The organism is Novosphingobium sp. FG90, from assembly GCF_057808725.1.
Genome location: NZ_JBMDIO010000005.1, coordinates 96,779 through 118,910, shown reverse-complemented (window position 1 = coordinate 118,910; position 22,132 = coordinate 96,779). Strand labels below are relative to the sequence as shown.

Annotated in this window: 22 protein-coding genes; 15 read left to right on the top strand and 7 right to left on the bottom strand. The window is 65.8% G+C overall.

Going from position 1 to position 22,132, the window contains the following annotated elements; all coding sequences use genetic code 11:
- Positions 1–356: 356 nt before the first annotated feature.
- Positions 357–734 carry a hypothetical protein gene (locus ACODRZ_RS06680; protein WP_488971189.1) on the top strand — a complete coding sequence of 126 codons (378 nt, stop codon included), beginning with the start codon at positions 357–359 and terminating at the stop codon, positions 732–734.
- 361 nt (positions 735–1,095) lie between these two features.
- Here ACODRZ_RS06680 and ACODRZ_RS06675 read toward each other — a convergent pair whose 3' ends face one another.
- Positions 1,096–2,757 (bottom strand): methylmalonyl-CoA mutase family protein, encoded by a 1,662-nt coding sequence (locus ACODRZ_RS06675; RefSeq protein WP_488971190.1) that lies wholly within the window; start codon positions 2,755–2,757, stop codon positions 1,096–1,098.
- Between the two features lie 201 nt (positions 2,758–2,958).
- Here ACODRZ_RS06675 and ACODRZ_RS06670 point away from each other — a divergent pair, with 201 nt between their 5' ends.
- Positions 2,959–4,365 carry an aromatic ring-hydroxylating oxygenase subunit alpha gene (locus ACODRZ_RS06670; RefSeq protein WP_488971191.1) on the top strand — a complete coding sequence of 469 codons (1,407 nt, stop codon included), beginning with the start codon at positions 2,959–2,961 and terminating at the stop codon, positions 4,363–4,365.
- Between the two features lie 70 nt (positions 4,366–4,435).
- Entirely contained in the window at positions 4,436–5,143 is a 708-nt protein-coding gene (locus ACODRZ_RS06665) for a TetR/AcrR family transcriptional regulator (RefSeq protein WP_488971192.1), read from the top strand.
- A gap of 202 nt (positions 5,144–5,345) precedes the next feature.
- Here the strand turns inward: ACODRZ_RS06665 and ACODRZ_RS06660 are convergent, their stop codons facing one another.
- Together ACODRZ_RS06660 and ACODRZ_RS06655 are read right to left on the bottom strand one after the other, a co-directional pair.
- Positions 5,346–5,612, bottom strand: coding sequence for a cytochrome C oxidase subunit IV family protein (locus ACODRZ_RS06660; protein ID WP_488971193.1), 267 nt, complete (start codon positions 5,610–5,612; stop codon positions 5,346–5,348).
- Between the two features lie 5 nt (positions 5,613–5,617).
- The gene (locus ACODRZ_RS06655; RefSeq protein WP_488971194.1) at positions 5,618–6,196 is read right to left on the bottom strand and encodes a cytochrome c oxidase subunit 3; all 579 of its coding nucleotides are present in this window, start codon (positions 6,194–6,196) and stop codon (positions 5,618–5,620) included.
- Between the two features lie 242 nt (positions 6,197–6,438).
- Between ACODRZ_RS06655 and ACODRZ_RS06650 the strand changes: the two genes are divergently transcribed.
- The 3 genes from ACODRZ_RS06650 (at position 6,439) to ACODRZ_RS06640 (ending at position 9,953) form a co-directional block, all read left to right on the top strand.
- Positions 6,439–7,338 carry an SDR family NAD(P)-dependent oxidoreductase gene (locus ACODRZ_RS06650; protein WP_488971195.1) on the top strand — a complete coding sequence of 300 codons (900 nt, stop codon included), beginning with the start codon at positions 6,439–6,441 and terminating at the stop codon, positions 7,336–7,338.
- A gap of 15 nt (positions 7,339–7,353) precedes the next feature.
- Complete coding sequence (locus ACODRZ_RS06645; protein WP_488971196.1) at positions 7,354–7,584, top strand: biotin/lipoyl-containing protein; 231 nt, start codon at positions 7,354–7,356, stop codon at positions 7,582–7,584.
- 104 nt (positions 7,585–7,688) lie between these two features.
- A complete protein-coding gene (locus tag ACODRZ_RS06640; protein ID WP_488971197.1) occupies positions 7,689–9,953 on the top strand; it encodes an acyl-CoA dehydrogenase family protein in 2,265 nt (754 codons plus the stop codon).
- A 115-nt stretch (positions 9,954–10,068) separates the two neighbouring features.
- On the opposite strand, the gene ACODRZ_RS06635 is transcribed toward ACODRZ_RS06640, so the two are convergent.
- Positions 10,069–10,881, bottom strand: a complete 813-nt coding sequence (locus tag ACODRZ_RS06635) for a hypothetical protein (protein WP_488971198.1) — start codon at positions 10,879–10,881, stop codon at positions 10,069–10,071.
- Between the two features lie 103 nt (positions 10,882–10,984).
- Here ACODRZ_RS06635 and ACODRZ_RS06630 point away from each other — a divergent pair, with 103 nt between their 5' ends.
- Positions 10,985–11,563, top strand: a complete 579-nt coding sequence (locus ACODRZ_RS06630) for a TetR/AcrR family transcriptional regulator (protein WP_488971199.1) — start codon at positions 10,985–10,987, stop codon at positions 11,561–11,563.
- Positions 11,564–11,566: 3 nt separating this feature from the next.
- Here ACODRZ_RS06630 and ACODRZ_RS06625 read toward each other — a convergent pair whose 3' ends face one another.
- Both ACODRZ_RS06625 and ACODRZ_RS06620 read right to left on the bottom strand, forming a co-directional pair.
- Positions 11,567–12,214 carry a PaaI family thioesterase gene (locus tag ACODRZ_RS06625; RefSeq protein WP_488971200.1) on the bottom strand — a complete coding sequence of 216 codons (648 nt, stop codon included), beginning with the start codon at positions 12,212–12,214 and terminating at the stop codon, positions 11,567–11,569.
- Positions 12,211–13,062, bottom strand: a complete 852-nt coding sequence (locus ACODRZ_RS06620; protein ID WP_488971201.1) for a MaoC family dehydratase — start codon at positions 13,060–13,062, stop codon at positions 12,211–12,213. Before ACODRZ_RS06620 ends, ACODRZ_RS06625 begins: the two co-directional genes overlap by 4 nt.
- 106 nt (positions 13,063–13,168) lie before the next feature.
- Between ACODRZ_RS06620 and ACODRZ_RS06615 the strand changes: the two genes are divergently transcribed.
- Positions 13,169–13,969: an enoyl-CoA hydratase/isomerase family protein gene (locus tag ACODRZ_RS06615; RefSeq protein ID WP_488971202.1), complete on the top strand. Its 801-nt coding sequence runs from the start codon at positions 13,169–13,171 to the stop codon at positions 13,967–13,969.
- Between the two features lie 98 nt (positions 13,970–14,067).
- Here ACODRZ_RS06615 and ACODRZ_RS06610 read toward each other — a convergent pair whose 3' ends face one another.
- A complete protein-coding gene (locus tag ACODRZ_RS06610; protein ID WP_488971203.1) occupies positions 14,068–14,658 on the bottom strand; it encodes a MarR family winged helix-turn-helix transcriptional regulator in 591 nt (196 codons plus the stop codon).
- A gap of 205 nt (positions 14,659–14,863) precedes the next feature.
- Here ACODRZ_RS06610 and ACODRZ_RS06605 point away from each other — a divergent pair, with 205 nt between their 5' ends.
- The 7 genes from ACODRZ_RS06605 (at position 14,864) to ACODRZ_RS06575 (ending at position 22,118) form a co-directional block, all read left to right on the top strand.
- Entirely contained in the window at positions 14,864–15,697 is an 834-nt protein-coding gene (locus ACODRZ_RS06605; RefSeq protein ID WP_488971204.1) for an enoyl-CoA hydratase/isomerase family protein, read from the top strand.
- Between the two features lie 89 nt (positions 15,698–15,786).
- On the top strand, positions 15,787–16,953 hold the full coding sequence (locus ACODRZ_RS06600) for an acyl-CoA dehydrogenase family protein (protein ID WP_488971205.1): 1,167 nt from the start codon (positions 15,787–15,789) through the stop codon (positions 16,951–16,953).
- Positions 16,954–16,960: 7 nt separating this feature from the next.
- Positions 16,961–18,418 carry a 3-hydroxy-3-methylglutaryl CoA synthase gene (locus ACODRZ_RS06595; protein WP_488971206.1) on the top strand — a complete coding sequence of 486 codons (1,458 nt, stop codon included), beginning with the start codon at positions 16,961–16,963 and terminating at the stop codon, positions 18,416–18,418.
- 1 nt (position 18,419) lies between these two features.
- Entirely contained in the window at positions 18,420–19,616 is a 1,197-nt protein-coding gene (locus tag ACODRZ_RS06590) for an acetyl-CoA acetyltransferase (protein WP_488971207.1), read from the top strand.
- Entirely contained in the window at positions 19,616–20,068 is a 453-nt protein-coding gene (locus tag ACODRZ_RS06585) for a MaoC family dehydratase (protein WP_488971208.1), read from the top strand. Before ACODRZ_RS06590 ends, ACODRZ_RS06585 begins: the two co-directional genes overlap by 1 nt.
- Positions 20,065–20,943 (top strand): HpcH/HpaI aldolase/citrate lyase family protein, encoded by an 879-nt coding sequence (locus ACODRZ_RS06580; RefSeq protein ID WP_488971209.1) that lies wholly within the window; start codon positions 20,065–20,067, stop codon positions 20,941–20,943. The genes ACODRZ_RS06585 and ACODRZ_RS06580 overlap by 4 nt, the downstream gene beginning before the upstream one ends.
- Positions 20,940–22,118 carry an acyl-CoA dehydrogenase family protein gene (locus tag ACODRZ_RS06575; protein WP_488971210.1) on the top strand — a complete coding sequence of 393 codons (1,179 nt, stop codon included), beginning with the start codon at positions 20,940–20,942 and terminating at the stop codon, positions 22,116–22,118. The genes ACODRZ_RS06580 and ACODRZ_RS06575 overlap by 4 nt, the downstream gene beginning before the upstream one ends.
- Positions 22,119–22,132: the final 14 nt, after the last annotated feature.

The window sequence follows — 22,132 nt, the reverse complement described above, 5'->3', positions numbered from 1 at the left end:
GCATGCGGCCAATGTACCCGCATCGGCAGCCTGTAGGAAAATTCTGGACGCGCACGTTTTGTGACCGTTGTTTTCCTGCTCGATGGCAGTTTGGTGTTCGGCGGCTTTCGCCCCGTTGCAGACATCAATGCCCTCGGTCATTTTAACTGCGCTATTTGGAGAAGAGCGTGCAGAACAGCCCGGAATTTATGAGTTGGAGGCGAATTAGGCTTTGGGGTTGCATCGCGGCCGTGGCCATCGTGCTGGCCCAATTGATTTTCAAATAGCGGCCGCTTTCCACCCCCTTAGAGACCGAAATCCGGTTGGACCGAAAGAGCCCCGTTGCGGACACGGTAGTCCCGGGTAAGAAAGACATCATGCCGACTGACCCAGAACCAAGCGATCAAGCCAAAGCTGCGCTCAAGCAAACCATTGCGACCTTACAAAAGCGCTTCAGTGAAACCGAACTACGCGGATCGGACATGATCCTTGAGTGTCGGCAAATTCTTAACGCATGGGTAAGGGGCGGCGGATCATCACTACATGATGCTATAATCGGGTTCACTGGCATCGAGAGCCAAACAGATCACGTTCTAGGCGGGAGCCAAGCTCGCATTGGGCGGGACGTGGACAGAGTTAAGTTTGAGCCCGGCTCTCCAGCGGAGCAGGCCGAAGTTGAGGAACTGGGCCGCTTCTTTCATGACCAGTTCAAGCGTGATCTTGAGGACTTGGCACGCTTCTTAGATGTCAGCTAACCACCCAAATCCGCCGTCACCCTGAACTTGTTTCAGGGTCCATCAAGCCGATAGCTTGGTTTCGTGATCAGCGAACCGAGATAGCAGTTTGCGACACAAATTGCCGGCACCAACTGCCCGATGGATCCTGAAACAAGTTCAGGATGACGAGGCGCCCTTGGGGCAGGTCCGCTCCCTACACTTAACGCACCCAGTGCTTTCGTCGTCCCGGACTTGGTCCGGGGCCGCTGGGCACTCTTCAGGCGATAGCTCGCGGTGGGTCACTGCGATGTAAAGCTGCCTTCCAGAACTGCGCGGCCTTGCCGGCGATCCCGGCCTGCGCCGGGATGACGATCGGGCAACGACCGCTCCCTCTCCTCCCTCAAGTCAGCGCGAACGGGCACTCCAGCGTACGGTACGCATCATAAGCCTGCCCCATACCCATGCGCACCACCCCCCAGGTCTCGCCGATCGAGGCGGAGGCGAGGAAGGCGTCGATCATGCCCGGCTGCATGTTTCGCCCGGCGCGCACGTCGTCGTAGAGGCGCTGCAAGGTGGTCTGCACCGCCGCCTGATCGCGGTCGCGCTTCATCGCCTTGAAGCGGGCGATATGGTCTTGCGTATTCGCCGGGTTGAAGGCGAAGCGCGGCGGGGTCTTGCTGTCGGCCGACTGGAAGCAGTTCTTGCCGACCTGCAACCGCTCGCCCGCTTCCAGCTCCTCTTCGAAGCGCAGGTTCGCCGCGTCCATCCAGCCTTCGATAAAGCCGTTCTCTACCGCATTGAGCAGGCCCATGTCCTCGACTTGCGCGAGCAGGGCCCTGGCGTCGGCCTCGATCCGGTCGGTCAGGGCTTCGACGTAGTAGCTGCCGCCCAGCGGATCGGCGACGCGCGCCGCGCCGACCTCGTGTGCCAGGATCTGCTGCGTGCGCGTGGCGATCTCGCGCGCTTCCTCGGTGGGGATGCAGATCGGCTCGTCGTAGGTGCAGGCTTCCAGGCTCTGCACGCCGCCGCACAGCGCCGCGAAGCTCTGCAGTGCGGCGCGGGTGATGTTGTTGATCGGTTGCTGGAAGACGAGGCTCTTGCCCGAAGTGTGGCACGCCATGCGCAGCCGCATCGAGCGCGCGTCCTTCGCGCCGAAGCGCTCGTGCATCGTCGTCGCCCACATCCGGCGCAGGGCGCGGAACTTGGCCACTTCCTCGAAGAAATCGATGTCGGACGTGGAGACCCAGGCGATGCTGGGCGCCACCTGATCGACGTGGAGGCCGCGCGCGATCAGGTCTTCCATGGTCTTGTTGACGATCGCCATGCCGAAGGCGATTTCCGCCGCCGGGGTCGCGCCGCGTTCGCGCAAGTCGTAGGCCTGCGGCATGCCCAGCGCCCAGCGCGGGCTGTTGAGCACGCAGAATTCCACGCAGTCCACCGTGGCGCGGTGGGCCAGGTCGGTCGGCACGACATGCGTGCCCCAGCCGGACAGCGTCTGCTGCAGGTGGTCGGGCATGTGCGAGCCCTGCACCTGATCGAGCGGAATGCCGCGCCGCTTCGCCATCGCGGCGGTCAGCGTATAGGCGAACAGTGTGGCATGCCAGGCGACGTCGGTGCGGGTCACGTCGATGTCGGCCATCAGCCGCTCCATGTCGGGGAGCGAGGGGACCGAGCAGCCCTCCAGCCCCACTTCCATGCCGAACGCCGGGTGGTCGGGGTCGATGCCCTGCTGGGTCGGCACGTCGAACACGATGTTGATGCCGGTGGAGCCGCCCGCGAGCGACTGGTGGATGCCCGCCAGCGTATCCTCGGGCGATCCGTAGCCGACGATGTTGCGCAAGGTCCACATGCGGCTGCGGTACATCTGCGGGTAGCTGCCGCGCGTGAAGGGGTACTGTCCCGGATCGGCCTGCTTCGCGCGGTAATCCGCATCGCCGCCGCCGGGCGGGCCGTAGAAGGCCGGCGTCTCGATCCCGCTCCACGTCGCCGTGCGCGACAGCTTGACCTCCTTCGGGTCGAGCGGGGCGGGCGCGGTGGTCCGGGGGTCGGTCGGGGCGTTCATCGCGAATCTCTCCACATTGCGTTCTTGCCGTACCCTTGCACGAAACAGGCGAAGGTCGTGCGCCTCAAGCGCACATTCCCGCCGTTCCGTGATTTGTACACGCCTACTAGAAAGGTTGACGTACCCGATCGCATGAGTCTATTCAATCAGTAAGCAGGCGAACCATATAGCCGATGTAAACGACCCTTTGGAGAGGCAAGAATGAACTTCCAGAGCACCCCCAGATATTCCCATGAAACCGGCTTCGTGCGCTACCCCGATGCGGCGCCGGGCGATCCGGGCGCCAAGGCCCCGTTCATCGACCACGGCGGCAGCGTGCTGAGCGCCGAGCGCTATTACTCGCGCGAGGAAGCCGAGCGGGAATGGGAACACATGTGGACGCGCACCTGGCAGTTCGCGGGGCTGACGCACGATCTTGCCGAAGTGGGCGACTATTTCATGATCGACATCGGCCGCGAGTCGGTGATCGTGGTGCGCGACGGGCCGGGCGACGAGGGTGTGAACGCCTACTTCAACGTCTGCCCGCACCGCGGCAACCGCATCGTCAGCCAGCGCTTCGGCAGCCTTGGCGAGAAGGGCTGCTTCGAGTGCGACTTCCACGGCTGGAAATTCGACCGCACCGGCAAGAACGTCGAGATCAAGGACGAGATGCTGTTCCGGAGCGAGACGATCGCGCACCGCCCCGGCCTCAAGCGGATGCGCTGCGGGGTATGGAACACGCTGGTATTCATCAGCATGGCGGACGAGGGCATCAGCCTTCGCGATCACCTCAACGTCATGATCGAGCACATGGAGGTGTTCCCACTCGAAAAGTTCCGCGTGATCGGCGACTTCGAGACGACCTGGGACGCCAATTGGAAGACCGCGCTCGATGCCTTCATCGAATTCTACCATGCGGACGAAGTTCATCCAGAGGTCATCCCGTTTTCGGCCACGCACGAGACGCAGTACGATCTCTACGACCGTGGCCTCAGCCGCATGATCGTGCCTTACGGCTTCGTTTCCGGGCGGCACGAGGACCAGGACACGGTCAATCCGTTCCTGCAGATGTACGTCCAGTTCTTCGGCGGCAATCCCGACGACTACACCGACATCAAGGGCTACGAATACTGGAAGGCGCTGGCCGACACCAAGCGCAAGTGGGCGGCGCGCCACGGCTACACCGACTTCTTCGACCAGCTCGACGACCGGCGGGTGACGGACGACTGGAACTACTTCGTGTTCCCCAACATCACCATCAACTACTTCGCCGAGGCGCTGCTGATCCAGATCTTCCGCCCGCATCCCACCGACCCGGAAAAGAGCTTCTACCGCGCGATTTCACTGAACCTGCCGGTGCCCGGCACGCAGGAATGCGTGGTGGACATCGCCTCGATCGGGCCGGAAGCGACCTCCGCCCCCGGCTGGGACGGCTCCGAGCGGCCCGACGTGCGCGAGCCGCAGACGCTGGAGGAATTCGGCGCGGTGCTGGCGCAGGACGCGCTGCGCGTTCCGCTGGTGCAGAAGGGCATCCGCAGCAAGGCCTTCGGCGGCATCCTGCTGGGCGATTCCGAGATCCGCATCCGGCATTATCATGCCGAGATCGACAAATATCTCGGTCGCCGGTAACTTGGGCGGCCAATCAGGACCAAGGGGCGCGGGGGCGCAAGCTCCCACCCCGCTCAAGAAGGTACGAAGAATGGCGTCCACGAACGGTCAGCGCAAGTTGGCTGCTGACCGCGAAGCGGGCGTCAGGCCCTCGACGCGCAACCTGATCCTGACGGCGAGCCGCGACCTGTTCAACCTTGAGGGGTTCGACGGCACCTCGATCGCCATGATCTGCGAGCGCATCGACATCATGTCGGGCAACCTCACGTACTACTTCCCCAAGAAGCGCGACATCGTCATTGCGCTCAAGGACAGTTTCGACCGCGAGATCAGCCAGATGCAGGGCCAGTTTCTGGCCGAGCTGCTCAGTGGCACCCGCATGCCCTCGGCCATGGAGACGCATCGGCTGCTGCGCTCGATGCTCAACCTGATCTGGGACTACCGGTTCTTCTTCACCTCGATGATGGCGCTGCACCGGCTCGATCCGGAGATCGTCGATGCCTTTCGCCGGGTGGAGCAGCAGGCGCGCATGGGGCTGGCGCAGCTGGTCCAGCGCGGCGTCAACGAGCAGGTGGTGCGGCCCTTGCGCTACCCCAACTCGCCCTCCGCGCTGGCGGACAACATCTGGTATCTGATGTGGGGCTGCATGTTCTTCCAGAAGGCGCGCGACAAGGATCTGGAACCGGCCCGCGCGGGCGTCATCAACACCTGCCTGCTGCAACTGGGCGCGCTGTTCGAGCCGTTGGTGGACGCCGAATTCCTCGCCGAATACTGCCGCGAGGTTTCGGCGGGGAGTTAGGGTAAGCTGGGCGATTGCTCCCTGAGATTTCGGTTCCGGAACCGTCATCCTAAACTTGTTTCAGGATCCATCAGGCGGCTCCATAGGAGGGAGCATGTCACCATCGGCCCTGTCGGTTTGCTGCGGCAAAGCACCGGGCTTGGGGCGCGATGGACCCTGAAACGAGTTCAGGGTGACGAAGACAGGGGAAACGGGGCGCCCATCACGCCACGGCAAACATCGCCAGCAGCACGGCGCCGACCACCACCACCCACAGGTTGTAGGCGATCCGCAGCGACAGCACGGCGCTTTCCAGTTCCATGAAGCGCATGCCGATCAGCCAGGCCTTGGCCATCGCGATGAGGATCACCGCCGATCCGGCGACTGCGGGAGAGAGCCGCTCGGGATCGATCCACGCGACGTAGGAGAGCAGCGTGGCGACCACCAGGATCAGCCAGGTGGCGACGGGACTATGGAGTTTCGCGGTCATGGCTCTCACCGATGCAGGTAGAAGATGGCGAACAGGATCACCCACAGCACATCGACCATGTGCCAGAAGATGGCGCAGCATTCGACGAGCCGCAGGTTCTCGGGCGAAATGTCGGGATCGATCGCCCGGCGCATGAAGAACAGCGCGAGCAGGCCGAGGAGCACATGACCCAGATGCATGCCGGTCAGCACGAAGTAGAGCATGAAGAACATGTTGGTGTCAGGCAACAAGCCCTCGCCGCCCTTCTGTGCGTATTCGAGCAGCTTAAAGCCCACGAACATCGCGCCCAGCACCATCGCCAGCGTGATCCAGCCTCGCCCGCCACGCCGCTCGCGCGCGGCGTTCAGGCCCAGCACCACGCACAGCGAGCTGGTCAGCAGCGCGAAGGTGTTGGTGAGCCCGAGCGCCTGATTGAGACTGGCCTGCGAGGCATGGAACACCTCCGGCCCGTCCATCCGGTAATAGGCCACGGTGCCGAACAGCAGCGCGAACACGAACATGTCGCCCATGACGAGAATCCACACGCCCGGCTCTCCGGGGATGTGTGGCGCAGGCGTGTCGGTAACCGGCTGATGCGGTTGCACTTCGGGGCGTCCTCCACTGTCGATCGCTTGTGCGATTCCGTATATATCGTAATCGAGCATACCAAAATGGCGATCGCAAGACATTTATGGTTTTTGGGATAATTCCGAATAATTCCACGGATTGTCGCCGCAGCGGTTGCGAACTCCATTGCAAGAAAACAGTTTGCAGGCGTACTAGAATCATGCAAGGAGAAGGCAAGGCATGAGCCGCGGCGCGCCGCAGGGCGCCGGGAGGAGGGATAATGAGTCTGCTGGAAGGAAAAGTCGCGATCGTCACCGGTGCAGGGCGCGGTTTGGGGCGCGCACACGCGCTCAAGCTGGCCGAGCACGGCGCGAAAGTGGTCGTCAACGACCTCGGGTCGAGCGCTGCGGGCGAAGGCGCCGACCAGACCCCGGCGCAGGAAGTCGTCTCCGCGATCGAGGCGATGGGCGGTCAGGCGGTCGTCAACACCTCCGACGTGTCCAGCTGGGACGATGCCAAGGCGATGATCGAACAGGCGGTGGGCGCGTTCGGAAGGCTCGACATCCTCGTCAACAACGCCGGCATCCTGCGCGACCGCATGCTCGTCAACATGAGCGAGTCCGACTGGGATTCGGTGGTCAAGGTGCACCTAAAGGGCACTTTCGCGCCGCTTCACCATGCCGCCAACCATTGGCGCGCGCTGTCCAAGGCGGGCGAGGCGGTCGATGCGCGGATCGTCAACACCACGTCGCATTCGGCGCTGTTCGCCAACATGGGGCAGGCCAACTACGCCGCCGCCAAGGGCGGCATCGCCACGCTGACGCAGCTTGCCGCGCGCGAGTTGCAGCGCTTCGGCGTCACCGTCAACGCGATCGCCCCGCGCGCCGAAACGCGCATGACCGCAGGCCTGCGCGAACTGACCGAGGAACAGAAGCAGCGCCGCGACCCCGAATGGATCGCCGCGCTCGTCACGTGGTTGTGCAGCCCGGAGGCGAAGGCGGTTTCCGGCCGCGTGTTCGAGGCCTGGGGCTTCGGCTACTCGGTGATCGAAAGCTGGCAGCACGGCCCGCAGATGGAAGCCAGCAAGGATCCGACCGCCATCGGTGCGGGCGTGCTGGAAATCGCCGCGCTCGCCAAGGCCAATGCCGGGATCGACCGCGAAACCTGGCTCAACCCCTGACCGGAGGTATCACCCATGGCGACTGAGATCGTGTTGCCCAAGCTGGGCTTTTCGATGAACGAGGGCGTCCTGTCCGAATGGCTGGTGGCGGACGGTGGGCAGGTGATTGCCGGCAGTGCGCTGTTCGCCTTGGAAAGCGACAAGTCGACGCAGGAAGTCGAGGCTGAAGTCTCGGGCACGCTGCGCATCATCGCGCAGCCGGGCGAGACCTATCCCGTCGGCACCGTGCTCGGCGAGATTTCCTGAAAAGAAGGCACGTCGCGGCTGGGCGAACCTGACCGGTCGCGTCTATGCTGGCGTAAGACAATGACCGGGCCGGACCGCATGGCGCCCGGCCCGGAGAGTTTGTCATGAGTTTCGCAAGGACCGATACGCAGCGCATGCTGGCCGACATGGCGGGCCGCCTGCTGGCGCAGCGCAACGAATTCGAGGCGCGACGCCACCGGCTTGCCGCCGCCGTGCCCGAGCGCATGGCCCTGTGGCCCGATCTGGCCGAGCAGGGCATCCTCGGCGCCGCCTTCCCGGAGGAACTGGGCGGCTTCGGCGGCACCATGCGCGATCTCGCCACGGTGATGGAAGCGGCCGGAAGGCACCTGCTGGTCGAGCCGCTGGCCTCCAGCGCCGTCGCGGGCTGGCTGCTGGCGCAGGCGGGCGAGCCGGTGGAACCGCTGATCGGCGGCGAGCGGGTCGTCGTCCTTGCGCATGACGAGGGGCTGGACAGCTTCGCGCCGCGCCGAGTTACGGCGCAGGCCGATGGCGCGCACTGGCACCTCAGCGGCACCAAGCGCGCGGTGCGGCACGCCGATCTGGCGGATGCGTGGATCGTCACCGCCGAAATCGACGGCGCGCTCGCCTGCCTGCTGGTTGAGGCCGATGCGCCGTCCACGCGCCGCGAGCCGACCCGCCTGATCGACGGTTCCTCGGCCGCGACGCTCCATTTCGAGCGGACCCCGGCGCGCCGCCTCCCAGTTGACGCGGCGACCATCGAGCGGGCTCTGGCGCGCCACGTCTGCGCGCTGGCGGTGGAGAGCGTCGCCATTCTCGGTGCGCTGTGCGAACGCACCGCCGGTTACCTCAAGACCCGCAAGCAGTTCGGCGTGCCGCTCGCCAGTTTCCAGGCGCTGCAGCACCGGTTGGCCGAGATGATGATCGCCACCGAAAGTGCCCGTGCCCTGACCGAGCGGGCCATCGCCGCGCTCGACGCCACGGGCGATACGGGCGGCGCCAGCGCGGCGAAGGCGCTGGCGGACGACGCGGGGCGGCTGGTCGGACATGAGGCGGTGCAGATGCACGGCGGCATGGGCGTGTCCGACGAACTCGACGTCAGCCACTATATGCGCCGCCTCGCCGCGATCCGCGCGACGCAAGGTTCGGCAGCGGTACACCGTGCCCGTTTCGCAGGCGCGGCCGACCTCGATCCGGCGGCGGAGGACGACGGCGAACTCGCCGTGTTCCGCGCGGAAGTGGCCGCCTTTGTGCGCGACAAGTTGCCCGAGGACATCCGCCTCAGGGGCGAAAAGGGCCTCGAATTCGGCAAGGACGATTTCGTGCGCTGGCAGAAACTGCTGCGCGCCGAGGGCTGGTTCGCCGGAGCCTGGCCGGAAGATGCGGGCGGGCAGGGCTGGGACCTCAACCGCCAGCTCGCCTTCGTGCAGGAAGCCGGGCGCAGCGGCGCGCCGCTTATCATCCCCTACGGCGTCAACATGGTCGGCCCGGTGATCCAGACGTTCGGCAACGAGGCGCAGCAAGCCCGTCACTTGCCCGGCATCCTGTCGAGCGACGTGTGGTGGTGCCAGGGCTATTCCGAACCGAATGCCGGGTCCGACCTCGCCTCGCTCAAGACCACGGCGGTGCGCGACGGCGACCACTACATCGTCAATGGCACGAAGATGTGGACCACCGAGGCGCACTGGGCAGACTGGATGCACTGCCTCGTGCGCACCGACCGCGAGGTGAAGCCGCAGGCGGGCATCTCGTTCCTGCTGATCGACATGGCGACGCCCGGCATCGAAGTCCGCCCGATCGTCACCATCGACGGGCAGCACCACACCAATCAGGTCTTCTTCGACGACGTGCGGGTGCCGGTGGAAAATCTTGTCGGTCATGAAGGGCAGGGCTGGACGATCGCCAAGTTCCTCCTCGCCAATGAGCGCGTCGCGATCGCCGATACCGGGCCGAAGCTAAAGCTGCTTGGCGTGATCAAGGTGATGTTCGCACAGTTGCGCGGGGCCGAGGGCGATACGGCGCAAGTCGCGCTAATCGCCGACCGGCTGGCCGATGCCGAAATCCAGCTGACGGCGCTCTGCGCGCTGGAGCGGGACTATGTGCGCAGTTGGCAGCAGGGCGGCAGCCGCGACGGGCCGGAAGCCTCGATCCTCAAGGTGCGCGGCACCGAGATCCTGCAACTGCTCTCCGAACTGGCGCTCGCCATCGAGGGGCCACTGGGCGCGGTGCACGATCCAGCCGACCTCCACCTTGCGCCGGGCGCCGAACTCTCGGCCGCGCAGCAGGCGAGCGCGATGGCGCACCATTACCTCTACGGCCGGTGCTGGTCGATCTTCGGCGGCACCAACGAGATCCAGCGCGGCCTCATCGCGCGGGCCATGCTGGGGTAAGTCGATCACCGCCTCGTCATTGCGAGCGAGGGTGGCAAACGAAAAAGGGGCGGAAAAGAACCAGCCGGTTCCTCCGCCCCTTGAGGTTTGCGGCCCGAGGGCCGCGCTGGGAGACTTACTCCGCCGGCACCATTCTTGCCGTCGATGCCGTCCGGCTTACCGACCGCGCCACCGGCACGCCCGCTACCTTCAGCGCCGCCCAGATCGTCACGATCGAGCCCAGCGCCGCTGTCGCCGCGGCAAGATAGAGCACCGGCTGCGACACTGCCGGAACGGCATGGCGCGCCGAGAGGTACAGGTATCCGCTGCCGAAAGAGTTGGCGGCAAAGGCCCAGGGCACCGGGAACAGCAGCAGCAGGTTTTGCCAGCCCTGCAGGTGCGGCTTGAGCTTGTAGATGATGATCGCCCCCAACGTCGGCGGCACGCCGTTCACGATGGCGACGAAGATCGGGTAGTTGAGAATGTAGAAAGGCTGGTTGCTCTGGTAGTTATACAGCCCCACCACGTTGATGTAGAACTGCTCGGCCAGCCCCGCCAGCAGCACTTCCACCGCGAACATCGCCATCATCGCCTTGATGCTCGACCCGCTTTCCAGCCGGTGCCAGTACCACATCGTGTTGGCGCCGTAGTAGGCGATGTAGATCACCGGCAGCCACAGCGGCACATGGATGCCGTACGTGGTGAAGGCCTTGAGTTGCCCCTGCTCGAAGAACCACAGGCCATAGAGATGGTCGTAGAGCGGCTCCTGCAGGCAGGTGATGAGGCCGCCCACGACCACGATCATCGGCCACCAGATGCCGTGCTTCATGCAATAGCGCACCACCAGCGACACCGAAACGAATGCGACGACGGCGGTGAACGCCAGCGCATACATCTCGTTCGGCTGTGGAACGAGCTGGTCGATCGCCAGGCTTTGTACCGGAGCCATGACAGGTCCTCTCCTGTTGTGTTGATATGGTTCGCATTAGTACCATATTCGCTATAAGTCAACAGCGGTTTACATGCGGTGCTGCCGGGGCTAGGCCATGCGCATGGCCCTTGCTTCTTCCCGTTCGCGCAATGCTTCCGCCACGCGGGACGATATCCTCGCCGCCGCGCGCCGCCGTTTCGCGGCCGAAAGCTACGAGGCCGTCGGCATGCGCGATGTCGCGGGCGAGGCGGGGGTGAACGTGGCGCTGGTCAGCCGCTACTTCGGATCGAAGGAGGAGCTGTTCCGCAAGGTGCTGCTGGAACGGCGCGACGAGCCGTGGTTCGGCGGCGCCACCAGCCGCGCCGAACTGGCGGCATGGCTGGGCGACCTCGCCTTCGCCGGGCAGGAAGATGAACAGCGCGCCGATCTGGAGCGGCTCTACATCATCCTGCGCTCGGCCTCCTCGCCCGCCACGGCGCGGATCATCGGCGAGGCTTTCGTGGAGGACGTCTTCGCGCCGCTCGCCGCGCAACTGGGGGAGGACAGCCCGCAGATCCGCGCCGGTCTGGCGCTGATCCTGGTGATCGGCGCGACGGTGCTCAACGGCATTCTCAGCGTCGAGACGATCGGCGAGAACTTGCGCGAGGAAGGCCGCCGCCGCCTGAACGCAATGATCGCGCAGGCGCTGGCGGTGGAATAGCCGTCAGTCGGGAACGACGAACGGCGCCTCGCGCAGGGCGATGAAGGTCGCGCTGGCCTCGGCGCACAGGGTGTCGCCATCGTGAAGCGTGCCGCTGACGAAGGCCTTGCGCCCCTCGATCCGGTCCAGCCAGGTGCGATAGCGCAAGGGGCGATTGAGGTACGCAGGCGCACGGTAGCGGATCGTCAACTCGCCGGTCATGCGGATCGCGCCGCGCTGGACGACGCCGAGCAGTTCGTCGAACGTGGCGGCGATGAAGCCGCCGTGGAGCAGCCCCGGCCCGCCTTCGTGCGCCGCGCCGTAGACCGCGACGGCCTCCGCCTCCGTCTCGGCCAGCTTCAGGTCGAGCGACGGGGCGAGGGCATGGTTGGGCGTGGTGAAAGGGCCAAGTTCGCTGAGTTTGCCCAGCCCCATCAGCGGCCCGTCGAGCAGGCGGCTGCCGCGTTCCGAGGATTGCGAGGCGAGCAATGCGCGCGCTTCGTCGATCCGTTCGGCGGCGCGGTCGAGCGTGGCGTCGTCGGCGCTGGTGGCGGCCATCGCATGAATCACCGCACGCAGCTTGCCCGCCAGCGCGACGCGGCGGCCTATGCCGAGGCGCTGCGCCCGCATCTCCGCAGGATCGCTTCCGAGCAGGCCGGACGGCGCCATCATCGCACTTCCAGAGAGCAGCGGTCGAGCACCACTTCCTCGCGCTCCTGCGCCACGGCGCGGAAGCGGATGACGCCCGGTTCCTCGAAGAAATCGACGCGGATCGTCTCGCCCGGCATCACCGGTTTGGAAAAGCGCGTGAACAGCGCGGCGAGGCGCGTCGGGTCGTGGTCGCAATACGTTGCGATCGCGGCGCGGCAGGCGATGCCGTTGGTGCACAGGCCATGCAGGATCGGCACCGCGAAGCCCGCCTTGGCGGCGATGGCGGGGTCGGCATGGAGCGGGTTCCAGTCGCCCGACAGGCGGTAGATCAGCGCCTGTCGGGGCAGGGTGGGGATGGCGATCGAGCGATCCGGCGCACGGTCCGGCAGCGGAGTGGCGGGTGCGGGCGGCTCGCCGAAGCCGCCTTCGCCGCCATTGCCGCGCAGGAACAGGCTGGAGCGCACCGTGGCGATGTGCGTGCCGGTGGCGACGTCGAACAGCTCCTTGTCCTGGTGCAGCAGCGCGCCGCGCCCCTCGCCCTTGTCCTCGACCGCGCGCACCCGGTATTCGCCGCGCAGCGCCCCGGTCGGCGGCAGGGGGGCGTGCATGCGCAGTTCCTGCTCGGCATGGAGAATCTTCACCCAGTCGATGCCGAATTCGGGGCGCTGCGCCCAGAAGCCGGGATGGCACAGCAGGTTGACGTAGGACGGCACGATCCTGAGGTCGCCCTCATAGACGAACGGCAGTTCGGCACTGTCGAGCGGATCGGCGCCGTAGCCCAGCCCCAGCGCATAGAGTATCGTTTCGCGCTTGCCATAGTCCTGCACGATGGGCTCGATGCGCATCGTGCGGATCCTGTCGATGTCCATGTATGCTCCCCCGGATGGATGAGCCCGTAGATTCGGGCTTGTTGATAAGCAAGCGTATCAATATGAAGCGGGATAGGAAAGCCCGGACAAGGAAGAGGTGACGAGGATGCTGGATCAGGGCAGCTATCAGGCGCTGGAATTCGAACGCGACGGCCGCGTGCTGACGATTCGCATCAACCTGCCGGAAAAGGCCAATGCGGTGACGCATCGGCTTCATCTCGAAATGGCGCGGGTGTTCGACGAGGCGGCCGATGACCCGGATAGCGACATCATAGTTCTGACCGGCGCAGGCTCAGTGTTCTGTGCGGGCGGCGACATGAACTGGTTGGCTAGCGAACTGGAAGAGGGGCTGGCGCCCTTCGTGGTGGAGGCGCGCACGATGAAGCGCATCGTCTCCTCGCTGCTCGATTGCCCCAAGCCGGTGATCGCCAAGGTCAACGGCGATGCCATGGGCTTCGGTGCGACGATCGCGCTGCTGTGCGACGTGGTCTTCGCGGCGGAGGGTGCGCGGTTCGCCGATCCGCACGTCAAGGTGGGGCTGGTCGCGGGCGACGGCGGGGCGCTGATCTGGCCCGCGCTGATCGGTTACGGCAAGGCCCGGCACTACCTGCTGACGGGAGAGGCGGTGGAGGCGAGCGAAGCCGAGCGGCAGGGCCTGATCGCCTTCGCGCTCCCCGGCGCCGAACTGGACGCGGCGGTCGCGGCCTATACTACCCGCATGGCGCGGGGCGCGCAGACGGCGATCCGCTACACCAAGATGGCCGCGAACATCGGGTTGCGCGACAAGCTGACCTCGATCCTGGAAGCCAGCGTCGCCTTCGAGGGCCTGTCGCGCCACACCGACGATTATCGCGAGGGCGTGACGGCCTTCGTGGAGAAGCGGCGACCGAACTTTACGGGGCGATAGTCCTCTTCGTCATTGCGAGCGTAGCGAAGCAATCCAAGGCGGCTCAAGACTGCCCTGGATTGCTTCGCTGCGCTCGCAATGACGGATGGTTGCGGCCTCTAGAGATCGTCCTCCGACGCCTTGAGGAAGTTGATGTTTTCCTCGGTCTTGCCATTTAGGACGTGCTCGTAGTGGATGTCCTTCAGGTTCATCTTGACCTTGAACAGCACCTTTTCGGCGATCTTGGATTCCTCGGCGGTGAGGCCCTTCATCACGCGCTTGTTCGCCTTGCTCGCGACGGTGATCATCAGCCCGATCGTCTCGTAGCCCTTTTCCGTGATGAAGACGCGGCGGGCGCGGGCGTCGTTCTCGTCGGGGCGGCGTTCGATGTGGCCGCTGTTTTCCAGACGTTCGAGCAGGCCGCCGGTGGTGACCTTGCCGATTTCCAGCAGCCGGGCGAGGTCCACCTGCATCATGCCCGAATTGCCGCTGCGCGACAGCGCGCTGAGCAGCGACCACTGCGAACGGGTGATGCCGTAGGGCTTCATGATATCGTCCATGACGATCCTGCGCAGGCGCGAGACGTCGTGGATCAGGTAGCCGAACGTGAACTGCTTGGCGGAAGGACGGCGCGGCGGGGCGCCCGCTTCGGCGACGGGAGCTTCGACAATAGCCTCGGCGACGGCGGTATCACTTTTCTTGCTGGGCATGGCCTTCCAATCAAAAACGGTTCGGGCGTCCTGCTTCCGATGACCGGAAGCGTGCGCAAGCTTACAAAAGCCTGACCTGTGTTCATGCCCGATGATGACGCATCTGTCACGAACCTTCCGGGCCATCTAGTACCATTGACAGGCCTGGCCATGCAAAGATAGTACGTAGGCAAACCAAAAGTGACGGCGGGACAGGAGGGGTGCCATGACGGATATTCTGGGAGCGCAGGCCGTCCGTTCCTGCACCGGCTTTACGGTACGGCTGGAGGCGGGGGTGCTGTACCTCACGTTCAACCGGCCGGACATCGGCAACGCCATCGCCAGCGGGGCGATTCCCGAGCTTGGCGCGATATTTACTGCGGCTGCCGAGGCGCCGGATGTGCGCGTCCTGCTGATGCGGGCGGAAGGCGCGGCGTTCTGCGTCGGCGGCGACGTGAAGGGCTTCGCGCAGACGATCGACCAGAGTGCCGAAGACCGGTACGCCGACTATCACGCGCGCATGGACCGGGCGCGCATTCAAATGGAAGCCTATATCGCCCTGCCGATGCCGATCGTGGTGGCATGCCAAGGCGCGGTGGCCGGGGCGGCGGTGGCCTATGTCTGCGGTGCTGACATAGCGCTGGCGGAGCCGGGCGCGCGTTTCGTGTTCCCGCATCAGAAGCTGGGCCTGCCGCCGGATGGCGGGCTCTCGTATCTGCTGCCGCGCGCGGTGGGGGTACGCAAGGCGATCGAACTGGCACTGACTGCTGCGTCGATCGACGCGGCCGAGGCCATGCGCATCGGCATCGTCAGCCGGATCGTCGAGACGGACGCACTGCAGGACGAGGCACTCAAGGTGGCACGCCGTCTGGCCAATGCGCCGCGCGGTTCGGTGCGCCGGGCCAGGAGACTTTTGAAGCAGTCTTTGGAAAGTACGCCAACGGATCAATTGTCGGCAGAACGCGACGCCGTCGCCGAATCGGTGGCCGATGCCGATTTCGAAGAAGGCGTGCGCGCCTTCATCGAAAAACGGCGACCTTCCTTTCCTTCCACGCGCTGAAGCGGCCTTTCGCGGACTTTGCCAAGCCTCTTGAAAAGTCCGTTTGAAACAGGTACGCATGCAAACTAATAGAAGATCAGGAGGGATGTTTGGAAATCCGCCTTTCCGAGGAACAGGAAGCCATTCGCGATGCGGTCCGCCGCGTCTGCGACGGCTTCGACGATGAATACTGGTCGAAGAAGGAAGAACTGAAGGCGTTCCCGTTCGAGTTCCACAAGGCCATGGCTGATGCCGGCTGGCTGGGCATCACGATGCCCGAAGAGCTGGGCGGGGCGAACCTGGGCGTCACCGAAGCGGCGATCATGATGCACGAGGTCGCGGCGAGCGCGGGCGGCTATTCGGCAGCCTCGACGATCCATCTCAACATCTTCGGCCCGCACTCGGTGGTGGTGAACGGCACCCCCGAGCAGAAGGAGCGCATGCTGCGCCCGCTGATCGCCGGCACCGACCGCGCCTGCTTCGGCGTGACCGAACCCGATGCCGGGCTCGACACCACCAGCATCAAGACGTTCGCCACCAAAGTGGACGGCGGCTACCGTGTGACCGGGCGCAAAGTGTGGACCTCGTCCGGGCAGGTGGCGAACAAGATCCTGCTGCTCACCCGCACCACGCCCAAGGAGGACTGCAAGCGTCCGACCGACGGCATGACGCTGTTCTACACCGACCTCGACCACGATCAGATCGAAGTGCGCCGCATCCCCAAGATGGGCCGCAACGCAGTGGATTCCAACGCGACCTTCATCGACGACTACTTCGTGCCCGAGGCGGACCGCATCGGTGAGGAGGGTAAGGGGTTCCACTACATCCTCCACAGCCTCAACCCCGAGCGCGTGCTGGTGGGGATCGAGGCGGTCGGCCTTGGCCGCGGGGCGCTGGCGCGGGCGGCGCGCTATGCCGGGGAGCGCAAGGTGTTCGGCCGGCTGATCGGGCAAAACCAGGGCATCCAGCACCCGCTGGCGGAGAACTGGATCTATCTGGAAAGCGCCTACTGGATGATCATGCGCGCCGCCTATCTCTATGACAACGGCCTGTCGTGCGGCGCGGAAGCGAACGCGGGCAAGTTCCTGGGCGGGCGCGCGGCCTTCGATGCCTGCACCCGCGCGGTGATGACGCATGGCGGCATGGGTTACTCCACCGAATATCAGGTCGAGCGGCTGTTCCGCGAATCCATCCTGATGCGCATCGCCCCGATCACCGAGCAGCTGATCCTCAGCTTCATCGCCGAGCGAGAGCTTGGCCTTCCGAAATCTTATTGAGAGCCTTATGACCGACTTCGGCATCACCGCATATGGCGCTTACGTCCCGCGCCTCAGGATCGAGAGGGCGCATATCGCTGCGGCCCACAAGTGGGCGGCGCCGGGATTGCGCTCCGCCGCCAAGGGCAGCCGCGCCTTCGCCAGCTGGGACGAGGACGCGATCACCATGGCCGTCGAGGCCGCGCGCGATGCACTGGGCGCTGGCGGAATTGGGGGCGGCACGCAGGGCGTCGATGCGATCCGGCTGGCCTCCACCAACCTGCCTTATGCGGACCTGCAGAATGCCGCGATTGTGGCGGGGGCGATCGGCGCGGCGGGCTCGGTCGCCTGTTCGGACGTAGCGGGATCGCAGCGGGCGGGGACTTCGGCGCTGTTGCAGGCGCTGAAGGGCCGGGAGCACGCGCTGGTCGTCAGTGCGGACAACCCGCGCGGCAAGCCTGCCAGCACGCAGGAGTTGAGCTTTGGTGCCGGTGCGGCGGCCTTGGTGCTGGGCACTGAGGGCGTGGTGGCGCGGCTGATCGGCTCAGCCACGTCGAGCGCGGTGTTCGTCGATCACTTCCGTTTGGCGGATGCCTCGGCCGATTACGGCTGGGAGGAGCGCTGGGTGCGCGACGAGGGCTACGCGAAGATCGTACCGCCTGCCGTCAAGGCGGCGCTGGAGGATGCGGGGCTGGCCATCGGCGACATGCAGCACTTCGTCATGCCGTCCTACCTCAAGGGCGCGGCGGCGGCGGTGGCCAAGGCGATCGGCTTTGGCGGCACCGTGGTCGACGGCTTGGACGATGGCGTCGGCTATGCCGGCGCGGCGCATGCGCTGCTAATGCTCGCCGCCGCGCTGGAAACGGCGCAACCGGGGGACCGCTTGCTGGTGGTGGGCTTCGGGCAGGGCGCGGACGTGCTGGTGTTGCAGGCGACCGATGCGATCCTCACCCGCCGCCCGGCGCGCGGAGTTTCGGGCTCGCTCGCCGATGGGCTGGCGACCGACAGCTACCTGCGGATGCTCAGCTTCCAGGGCGGGATCGAGATGGAATGGGGCATGCGCTCGGAAAAGAGCGCCAAGACCGCGCTGACCGAGCAGTACCGCTCCGCCGGGCAGTTGGAAGCCTTCAATGCGGGCGAATGCGGATCGTGCGGTGCGGTGCAGTTCCCGCAGTTGCAATACTGCGTTTCGTGCCACGCGCCTGCCGAGGGTTTCGCGCAAGTGTCGCTACGCGATGCGCCCGCCAAAGTGCTGACCTCGACCGCCGACTGGCTTTCCTATCACCCCGCGCCGCCGCTCAATGTCGGCTTCGTGCAGTTCGAGAACGGCGCGCGGCTGCTGATGGAGATGGTCGATGCGGGCGCCGCCGCGCTGGAGGCGGGAACGCCGCTGCGCATGGTCTATCGCATCAAGGAGAAGGACCGCCAGCGCGGCTACAACCGCTATTTCTGGAAAGCGACGCCGATCGGCGCGGGGAACAACTGACATGGCAACGGGCATCAAGGACAAGGTCGCGATCCTCGGCATGGGCTGCTCCAAGTTCGGCGAGCGGTGGGACGCGGGTTCGCCGGAGCTGATGGCGGAAGCCTTCGAGGAAGCGCTCGCCGACGCCGGGATCGAGCGCGGCCAGATCGAGGCGGCATGGTTCGGCTGCTGGGGCGACGGGATCAACGTGGGCAATTCCTCGATCCCCGCCGCGATGGCGCTGCGGCTGGAGGGCATCCCGGTCAGCCGCGTGGAGAACATGTGCGCCACCGGCACCGAGGCGCTGCGCGGCGCGGTCTACGCGGTGGCGAGCGGCGCGGTGGACATTGCGCTGGCGATTGGCGCGGAGAAGCTCAAGGACACCGGCTTCGGCGGCTTGCCGCCGCCGTTCAAGGGCACCTTCAATGACATGTGGATGCCGATGGGCTCCGCGCCCGCCGGTTTCGCGCAGCTCGCGCCGTACTATCGTACCAAGTACGGCACCTCGAAGGAGGATCTGAAGCGCGCGATCAGCCATGTCTCGTGGAAGAGCCACCAGAACGGTGTCCACAGCCCGAAGGCGCACTTCCGCAAGGCGGTCTCGATGGAAACCATCATGAACGCGCCGATGATTTCGGACCCGCTGGGCCTGTTCGACTGCTCGGGCGTGTCGGACGGCGCCGCCTGCGCGATCGTGACGACGCCCGAGATCGCCCGCGCGCTGGGCAAGAAGGATCTGGTCACGGTCAAGGCGCTGCAGCTTTCCACCAGCTCGGGGCGCGAGACGCAGACGAGCGAGTGGGACGGCAGCTACGTCGCCACCACCCGCAACGCCGCCGCGCGCGCCTATGCCGAGGCCGGGGTAAGCGATCCCGCCGCCCAGATTTCGCTCAGCGAGGTGCACGACTGCTTCTCGATCACCGAACTGGTGACGATGGAGGATCTCGGCTTCTCCGAAGATGGCCGTGCGGTGTTCGACATCCTCGACGGCAAGTTCGACCGCGACGGGGCGATCCCGTGCCAGATCGACGGCGGGCTCAAGTGCTTCGGCCATCCGATCGGCGCCTCGGGCCTGCGCATGGCTTACGAGGTGTACCAGCAACTGCTCGGGCGCGCGGGGGAGCGGCAGCTGGCCGCGCCGTCGCTGGGGCTGACGCACAACCTTGGCGGCGTGCCCTATCAGGGCATCGCGGCGATCTCGATACTGGGGCTGCACTGATGGCCGGGCTGTGGTTCGATGAGCTGACGGTCGGGCAGACGTTCGACCATGCGATCCGGCGCACGGTGACGGAGACGGACAACCTGCTGTTCTCCACCATGACGCACAACCCGGCGCAGCTCCACCTCGATGCCGAATACATGAAGGGCACGCCTTACGGCCGCCCACTGATGAATTCGGCCTTCACCCTGGGGCTGATGGTGGGGATTTCGGTGGGCGATACAACGCTCGGCACCGCCGTCGCCAATCTCGGCTGGGACGAGGTGCGGTTCCCCGCGCCGCTGTTCGCGGGCGATACCGTGCGGGTCGAAAGCGAAGTGATCGCGTTGCAGGAATCGAAGTCGCGGCCCGGCCAGGGTGTCGTCACTTTCCTGCACCGCGCCTTCAACCAGAAGGACGAACTGGTCGCCTCGTGCAGGCGGTCGGGCCTGCAACTGAAGAGGCCGGCATGACCGCGCTGCGCTCGTTCCTGTTCATCCCCGGCGACAGCGAGAAGAAGCTGTGCAAGGTCGATGGCTGCGGCGCCGATGCGGTGATCCTCGACCTGGAGGATGCCGTGGCCCCCGCCGCCAAGCCGCTGGCGCGGCGTATGGTGGCCGATTTCCTCAAGACGCGCCCGCGTGGAGAGCGCTCTGTGCAGCTGTGGGTGCGGGTCAATCCCTTCGACACCGGCCTGACGGAAGCGGACGTCGCCGCGATCATCGCCGGTGCGCCGGACGGAATCATGCAGCCCAAGATCGATGGTCCGGCGTGCGTCGCGCGCCTCTCCGCACTGCTGGACGAGGCGGAGCGGGCGCACGGCATCGCGCCGGGATCGACGCGCATCCTGCCCGTGGCCACCGAAACCCCGATCGCGCCGTTTCGGCTGGGCGACTTCGCGGGCGCGGGCCTCACCCGCCTTGCCGGGCTGACCTGGGGGGCGGAGGATCTGTCCGCCGCGATGGGGGCGAGCACCAACCTCGGCCCGGACGGCGCATGGGCGTTCACCTATCGCATGGTCCGCTCGCTCACGCTGATGGCGGCGCATGCGGCGGGGGTGCCGGCCTACGAGACGCTCTACGTCGATTTCCGTGATGACGCGGGCCTGCGTGCCTCCTGCCGCGAAGCGCGCGCCGAGGGCTGGGCCGGGCGCATCGCCATCCATCCGGCGCAAGTGCCGGGCATAAATGAGAGTTTCGCGCCAAGCGCCGAGGAACTCGCCTTCGCCCGCCGGGTGATCGACGCTTTCGCCGCGCAGCCCGATGCTGGCACGGTCGGGATCGACGGGCGGATGTACGACATTCCCCACCTCAAGGCCGCGCGCCGTACACTGGATTTAGCGCAATGACCGCGATCGCCCACTACAGCGGCAGCTTCGTCGAACGCGACATCTTCGAGCCCGAGCACGACGCCTATCGCGACAGCGTGCGCCGCTTCGTCGAGACGGAACTTCAACCGCACCACGCGCAGTGGGAGAAGGATGGCATCGTCCCGCGCTCGGCCTGGCTCAAGGCGGGTGAGGTCGGCATGCTGTGCCCCTCCGTGCCCGAGGAATACGGCGGCATCGGCGCGGACTTCCTCTACAGCGTGGTGATGATCGAGGAGATCACCCGCGCCAACGTCACCGGGCCGGGCTTTATGGTCCATTCCGAAATGGTCGCGCCCTATATCCTTGCCTGGGGTACCGAGGAACTGAAGCGCGAATGGCTGCCGCGCATGGTCACCGGCGAGGTGATCGGCGCGCTCGGCATGACCGAGCCAGGCGCGGGCAGCGACGCCAAGGAACTGCGCACGCGCGCGGATCAAGACGGCGAAGGCTACCGCATCAACGGCCAGAAGACCTACATCTCCAATGGCTCGCAGTGCGACATCGTCGTGCTCGCCTGCAAGACCGATCCCGCCGCCGGGGCGAAAGGCGTCAGCCTCATCGCGGTCGCGGCCGACCAGCCCGGCTTCGAGCGCGGGCGGCGGCTGGAGAAGATCGGCCTGAAAGCGCAGGACACCGCCGAGCTGTTCTTCAACGATGCCCGCGCGCCGCTCTCGCACCTTCTGGGCAGCGAGGGTGCGGGGTTCGGCATGCTGATGACCAAGCTGGCGCAGGAACGCCTGTCCATCGGCATCAAGGGCCTCGCCGCCAGCGAAGCCGCGCTGCGCTGGACGGTGGACTACGTGCAGCAGCGCCGCCTGTTCGGGCAGGCGCTGGGCGACATGCAGAACACCCGGTTCACGCTCGCGCAGCTCTGCGCCGAAGTCAGCCAGGGGCGGGTGATGGTCGACTGGGGTATCCGCCGCTTCATGGACGGGCGCCTGACCGCGACCGACGCATCCAAGATCAAGCTGCTTGCCACCGAACTCAACGGCCGGGTCGTGGACCAGTGCCTGCAGTTCTTCGGCGGCTACGGCTACATGACCGAGTACCCGATTTCGCAGGCCTACGTCGACGCCCGTATCTCGCGCATCGCGGGCGGCGCGAACGAGGTCATGCGCCAGCTCATCGCCCGCGACCTGTTCCGCGCGCACTGACATAAAAGGAGAGG

What these genes read in the sequence shown, in the direction of transcription:
- ACODRZ_RS06680 (WP_488971189.1), top strand. Translation starts at nt 357, where the DNA reads ATGCCGACTGACCCAGAACCAAGCGATCAAGCCAAAGCTGCGCTCAAG.
- ACODRZ_RS06675 (WP_488971190.1), bottom strand. Translation starts at nt 2,757, where the DNA reads ATGAACGCCCCGACCGACCCCCGGACCACCGCGCCCGCCCCGCTCGAC.
- ACODRZ_RS06670 (WP_488971191.1), top strand. Translation starts at nt 2,959, where the DNA reads ATGAACTTCCAGAGCACCCCCAGATATTCCCATGAAACCGGCTTCGTG.
- ACODRZ_RS06665 (WP_488971192.1), top strand. Translation starts at nt 4,436, where the DNA reads ATGGCGTCCACGAACGGTCAGCGCAAGTTGGCTGCTGACCGCGAAGCG.
- ACODRZ_RS06660 (WP_488971193.1), bottom strand. Translation starts at nt 5,612, where the DNA reads ATGACCGCGAAACTCCATAGTCCCGTCGCCACCTGGCTGATCCTGGTG.
- ACODRZ_RS06650 (WP_488971195.1), top strand. Translation starts at nt 6,439, where the DNA reads ATGAGTCTGCTGGAAGGAAAAGTCGCGATCGTCACCGGTGCAGGGCGC.
- ACODRZ_RS06645 (WP_488971196.1), top strand. Translation starts at nt 7,354, where the DNA reads ATGGCGACTGAGATCGTGTTGCCCAAGCTGGGCTTTTCGATGAACGAG.
- ACODRZ_RS06640 (WP_488971197.1), top strand. Translation starts at nt 7,689, where the DNA reads ATGAGTTTCGCAAGGACCGATACGCAGCGCATGCTGGCCGACATGGCG.
- ACODRZ_RS06635 (WP_488971198.1), bottom strand. Translation starts at nt 10,881, where the DNA reads ATGGCTCCGGTACAAAGCCTGGCGATCGACCAGCTCGTTCCACAGCCG.
- ACODRZ_RS06630 (WP_488971199.1), top strand. Translation starts at nt 10,985, where the DNA reads ATGGCCCTTGCTTCTTCCCGTTCGCGCAATGCTTCCGCCACGCGGGAC.
- ACODRZ_RS06625 (WP_488971200.1), bottom strand. Translation starts at nt 12,214, where the DNA reads ATGATGGCGCCGTCCGGCCTGCTCGGAAGCGATCCTGCGGAGATGCGG.
- ACODRZ_RS06620 (WP_488971201.1), bottom strand. Translation starts at nt 13,062, where the DNA reads ATGGACATCGACAGGATCCGCACGATGCGCATCGAGCCCATCGTGCAG.
- ACODRZ_RS06615 (WP_488971202.1), top strand. Translation starts at nt 13,169, where the DNA reads ATGCTGGATCAGGGCAGCTATCAGGCGCTGGAATTCGAACGCGACGGC.
- ACODRZ_RS06610 (WP_488971203.1), bottom strand. Translation starts at nt 14,658, where the DNA reads ATGCCCAGCAAGAAAAGTGATACCGCCGTCGCCGAGGCTATTGTCGAA.
- ACODRZ_RS06605 (WP_488971204.1), top strand. Translation starts at nt 14,864, where the DNA reads ATGACGGATATTCTGGGAGCGCAGGCCGTCCGTTCCTGCACCGGCTTT.
- ACODRZ_RS06595 (WP_488971206.1), top strand. Translation starts at nt 16,961, where the DNA reads ATGACCGACTTCGGCATCACCGCATATGGCGCTTACGTCCCGCGCCTC.
- ACODRZ_RS06590 (WP_488971207.1), top strand. Translation starts at nt 18,420, where the DNA reads ATGGCAACGGGCATCAAGGACAAGGTCGCGATCCTCGGCATGGGCTGC.
- ACODRZ_RS06585 (WP_488971208.1), top strand. Translation starts at nt 19,616, where the DNA reads ATGGCCGGGCTGTGGTTCGATGAGCTGACGGTCGGGCAGACGTTCGAC.
- ACODRZ_RS06580 (WP_488971209.1), top strand. Translation starts at nt 20,065, where the DNA reads ATGACCGCGCTGCGCTCGTTCCTGTTCATCCCCGGCGACAGCGAGAAG.
- ACODRZ_RS06575 (WP_488971210.1), top strand. Translation starts at nt 20,940, where the DNA reads ATGACCGCGATCGCCCACTACAGCGGCAGCTTCGTCGAACGCGACATC.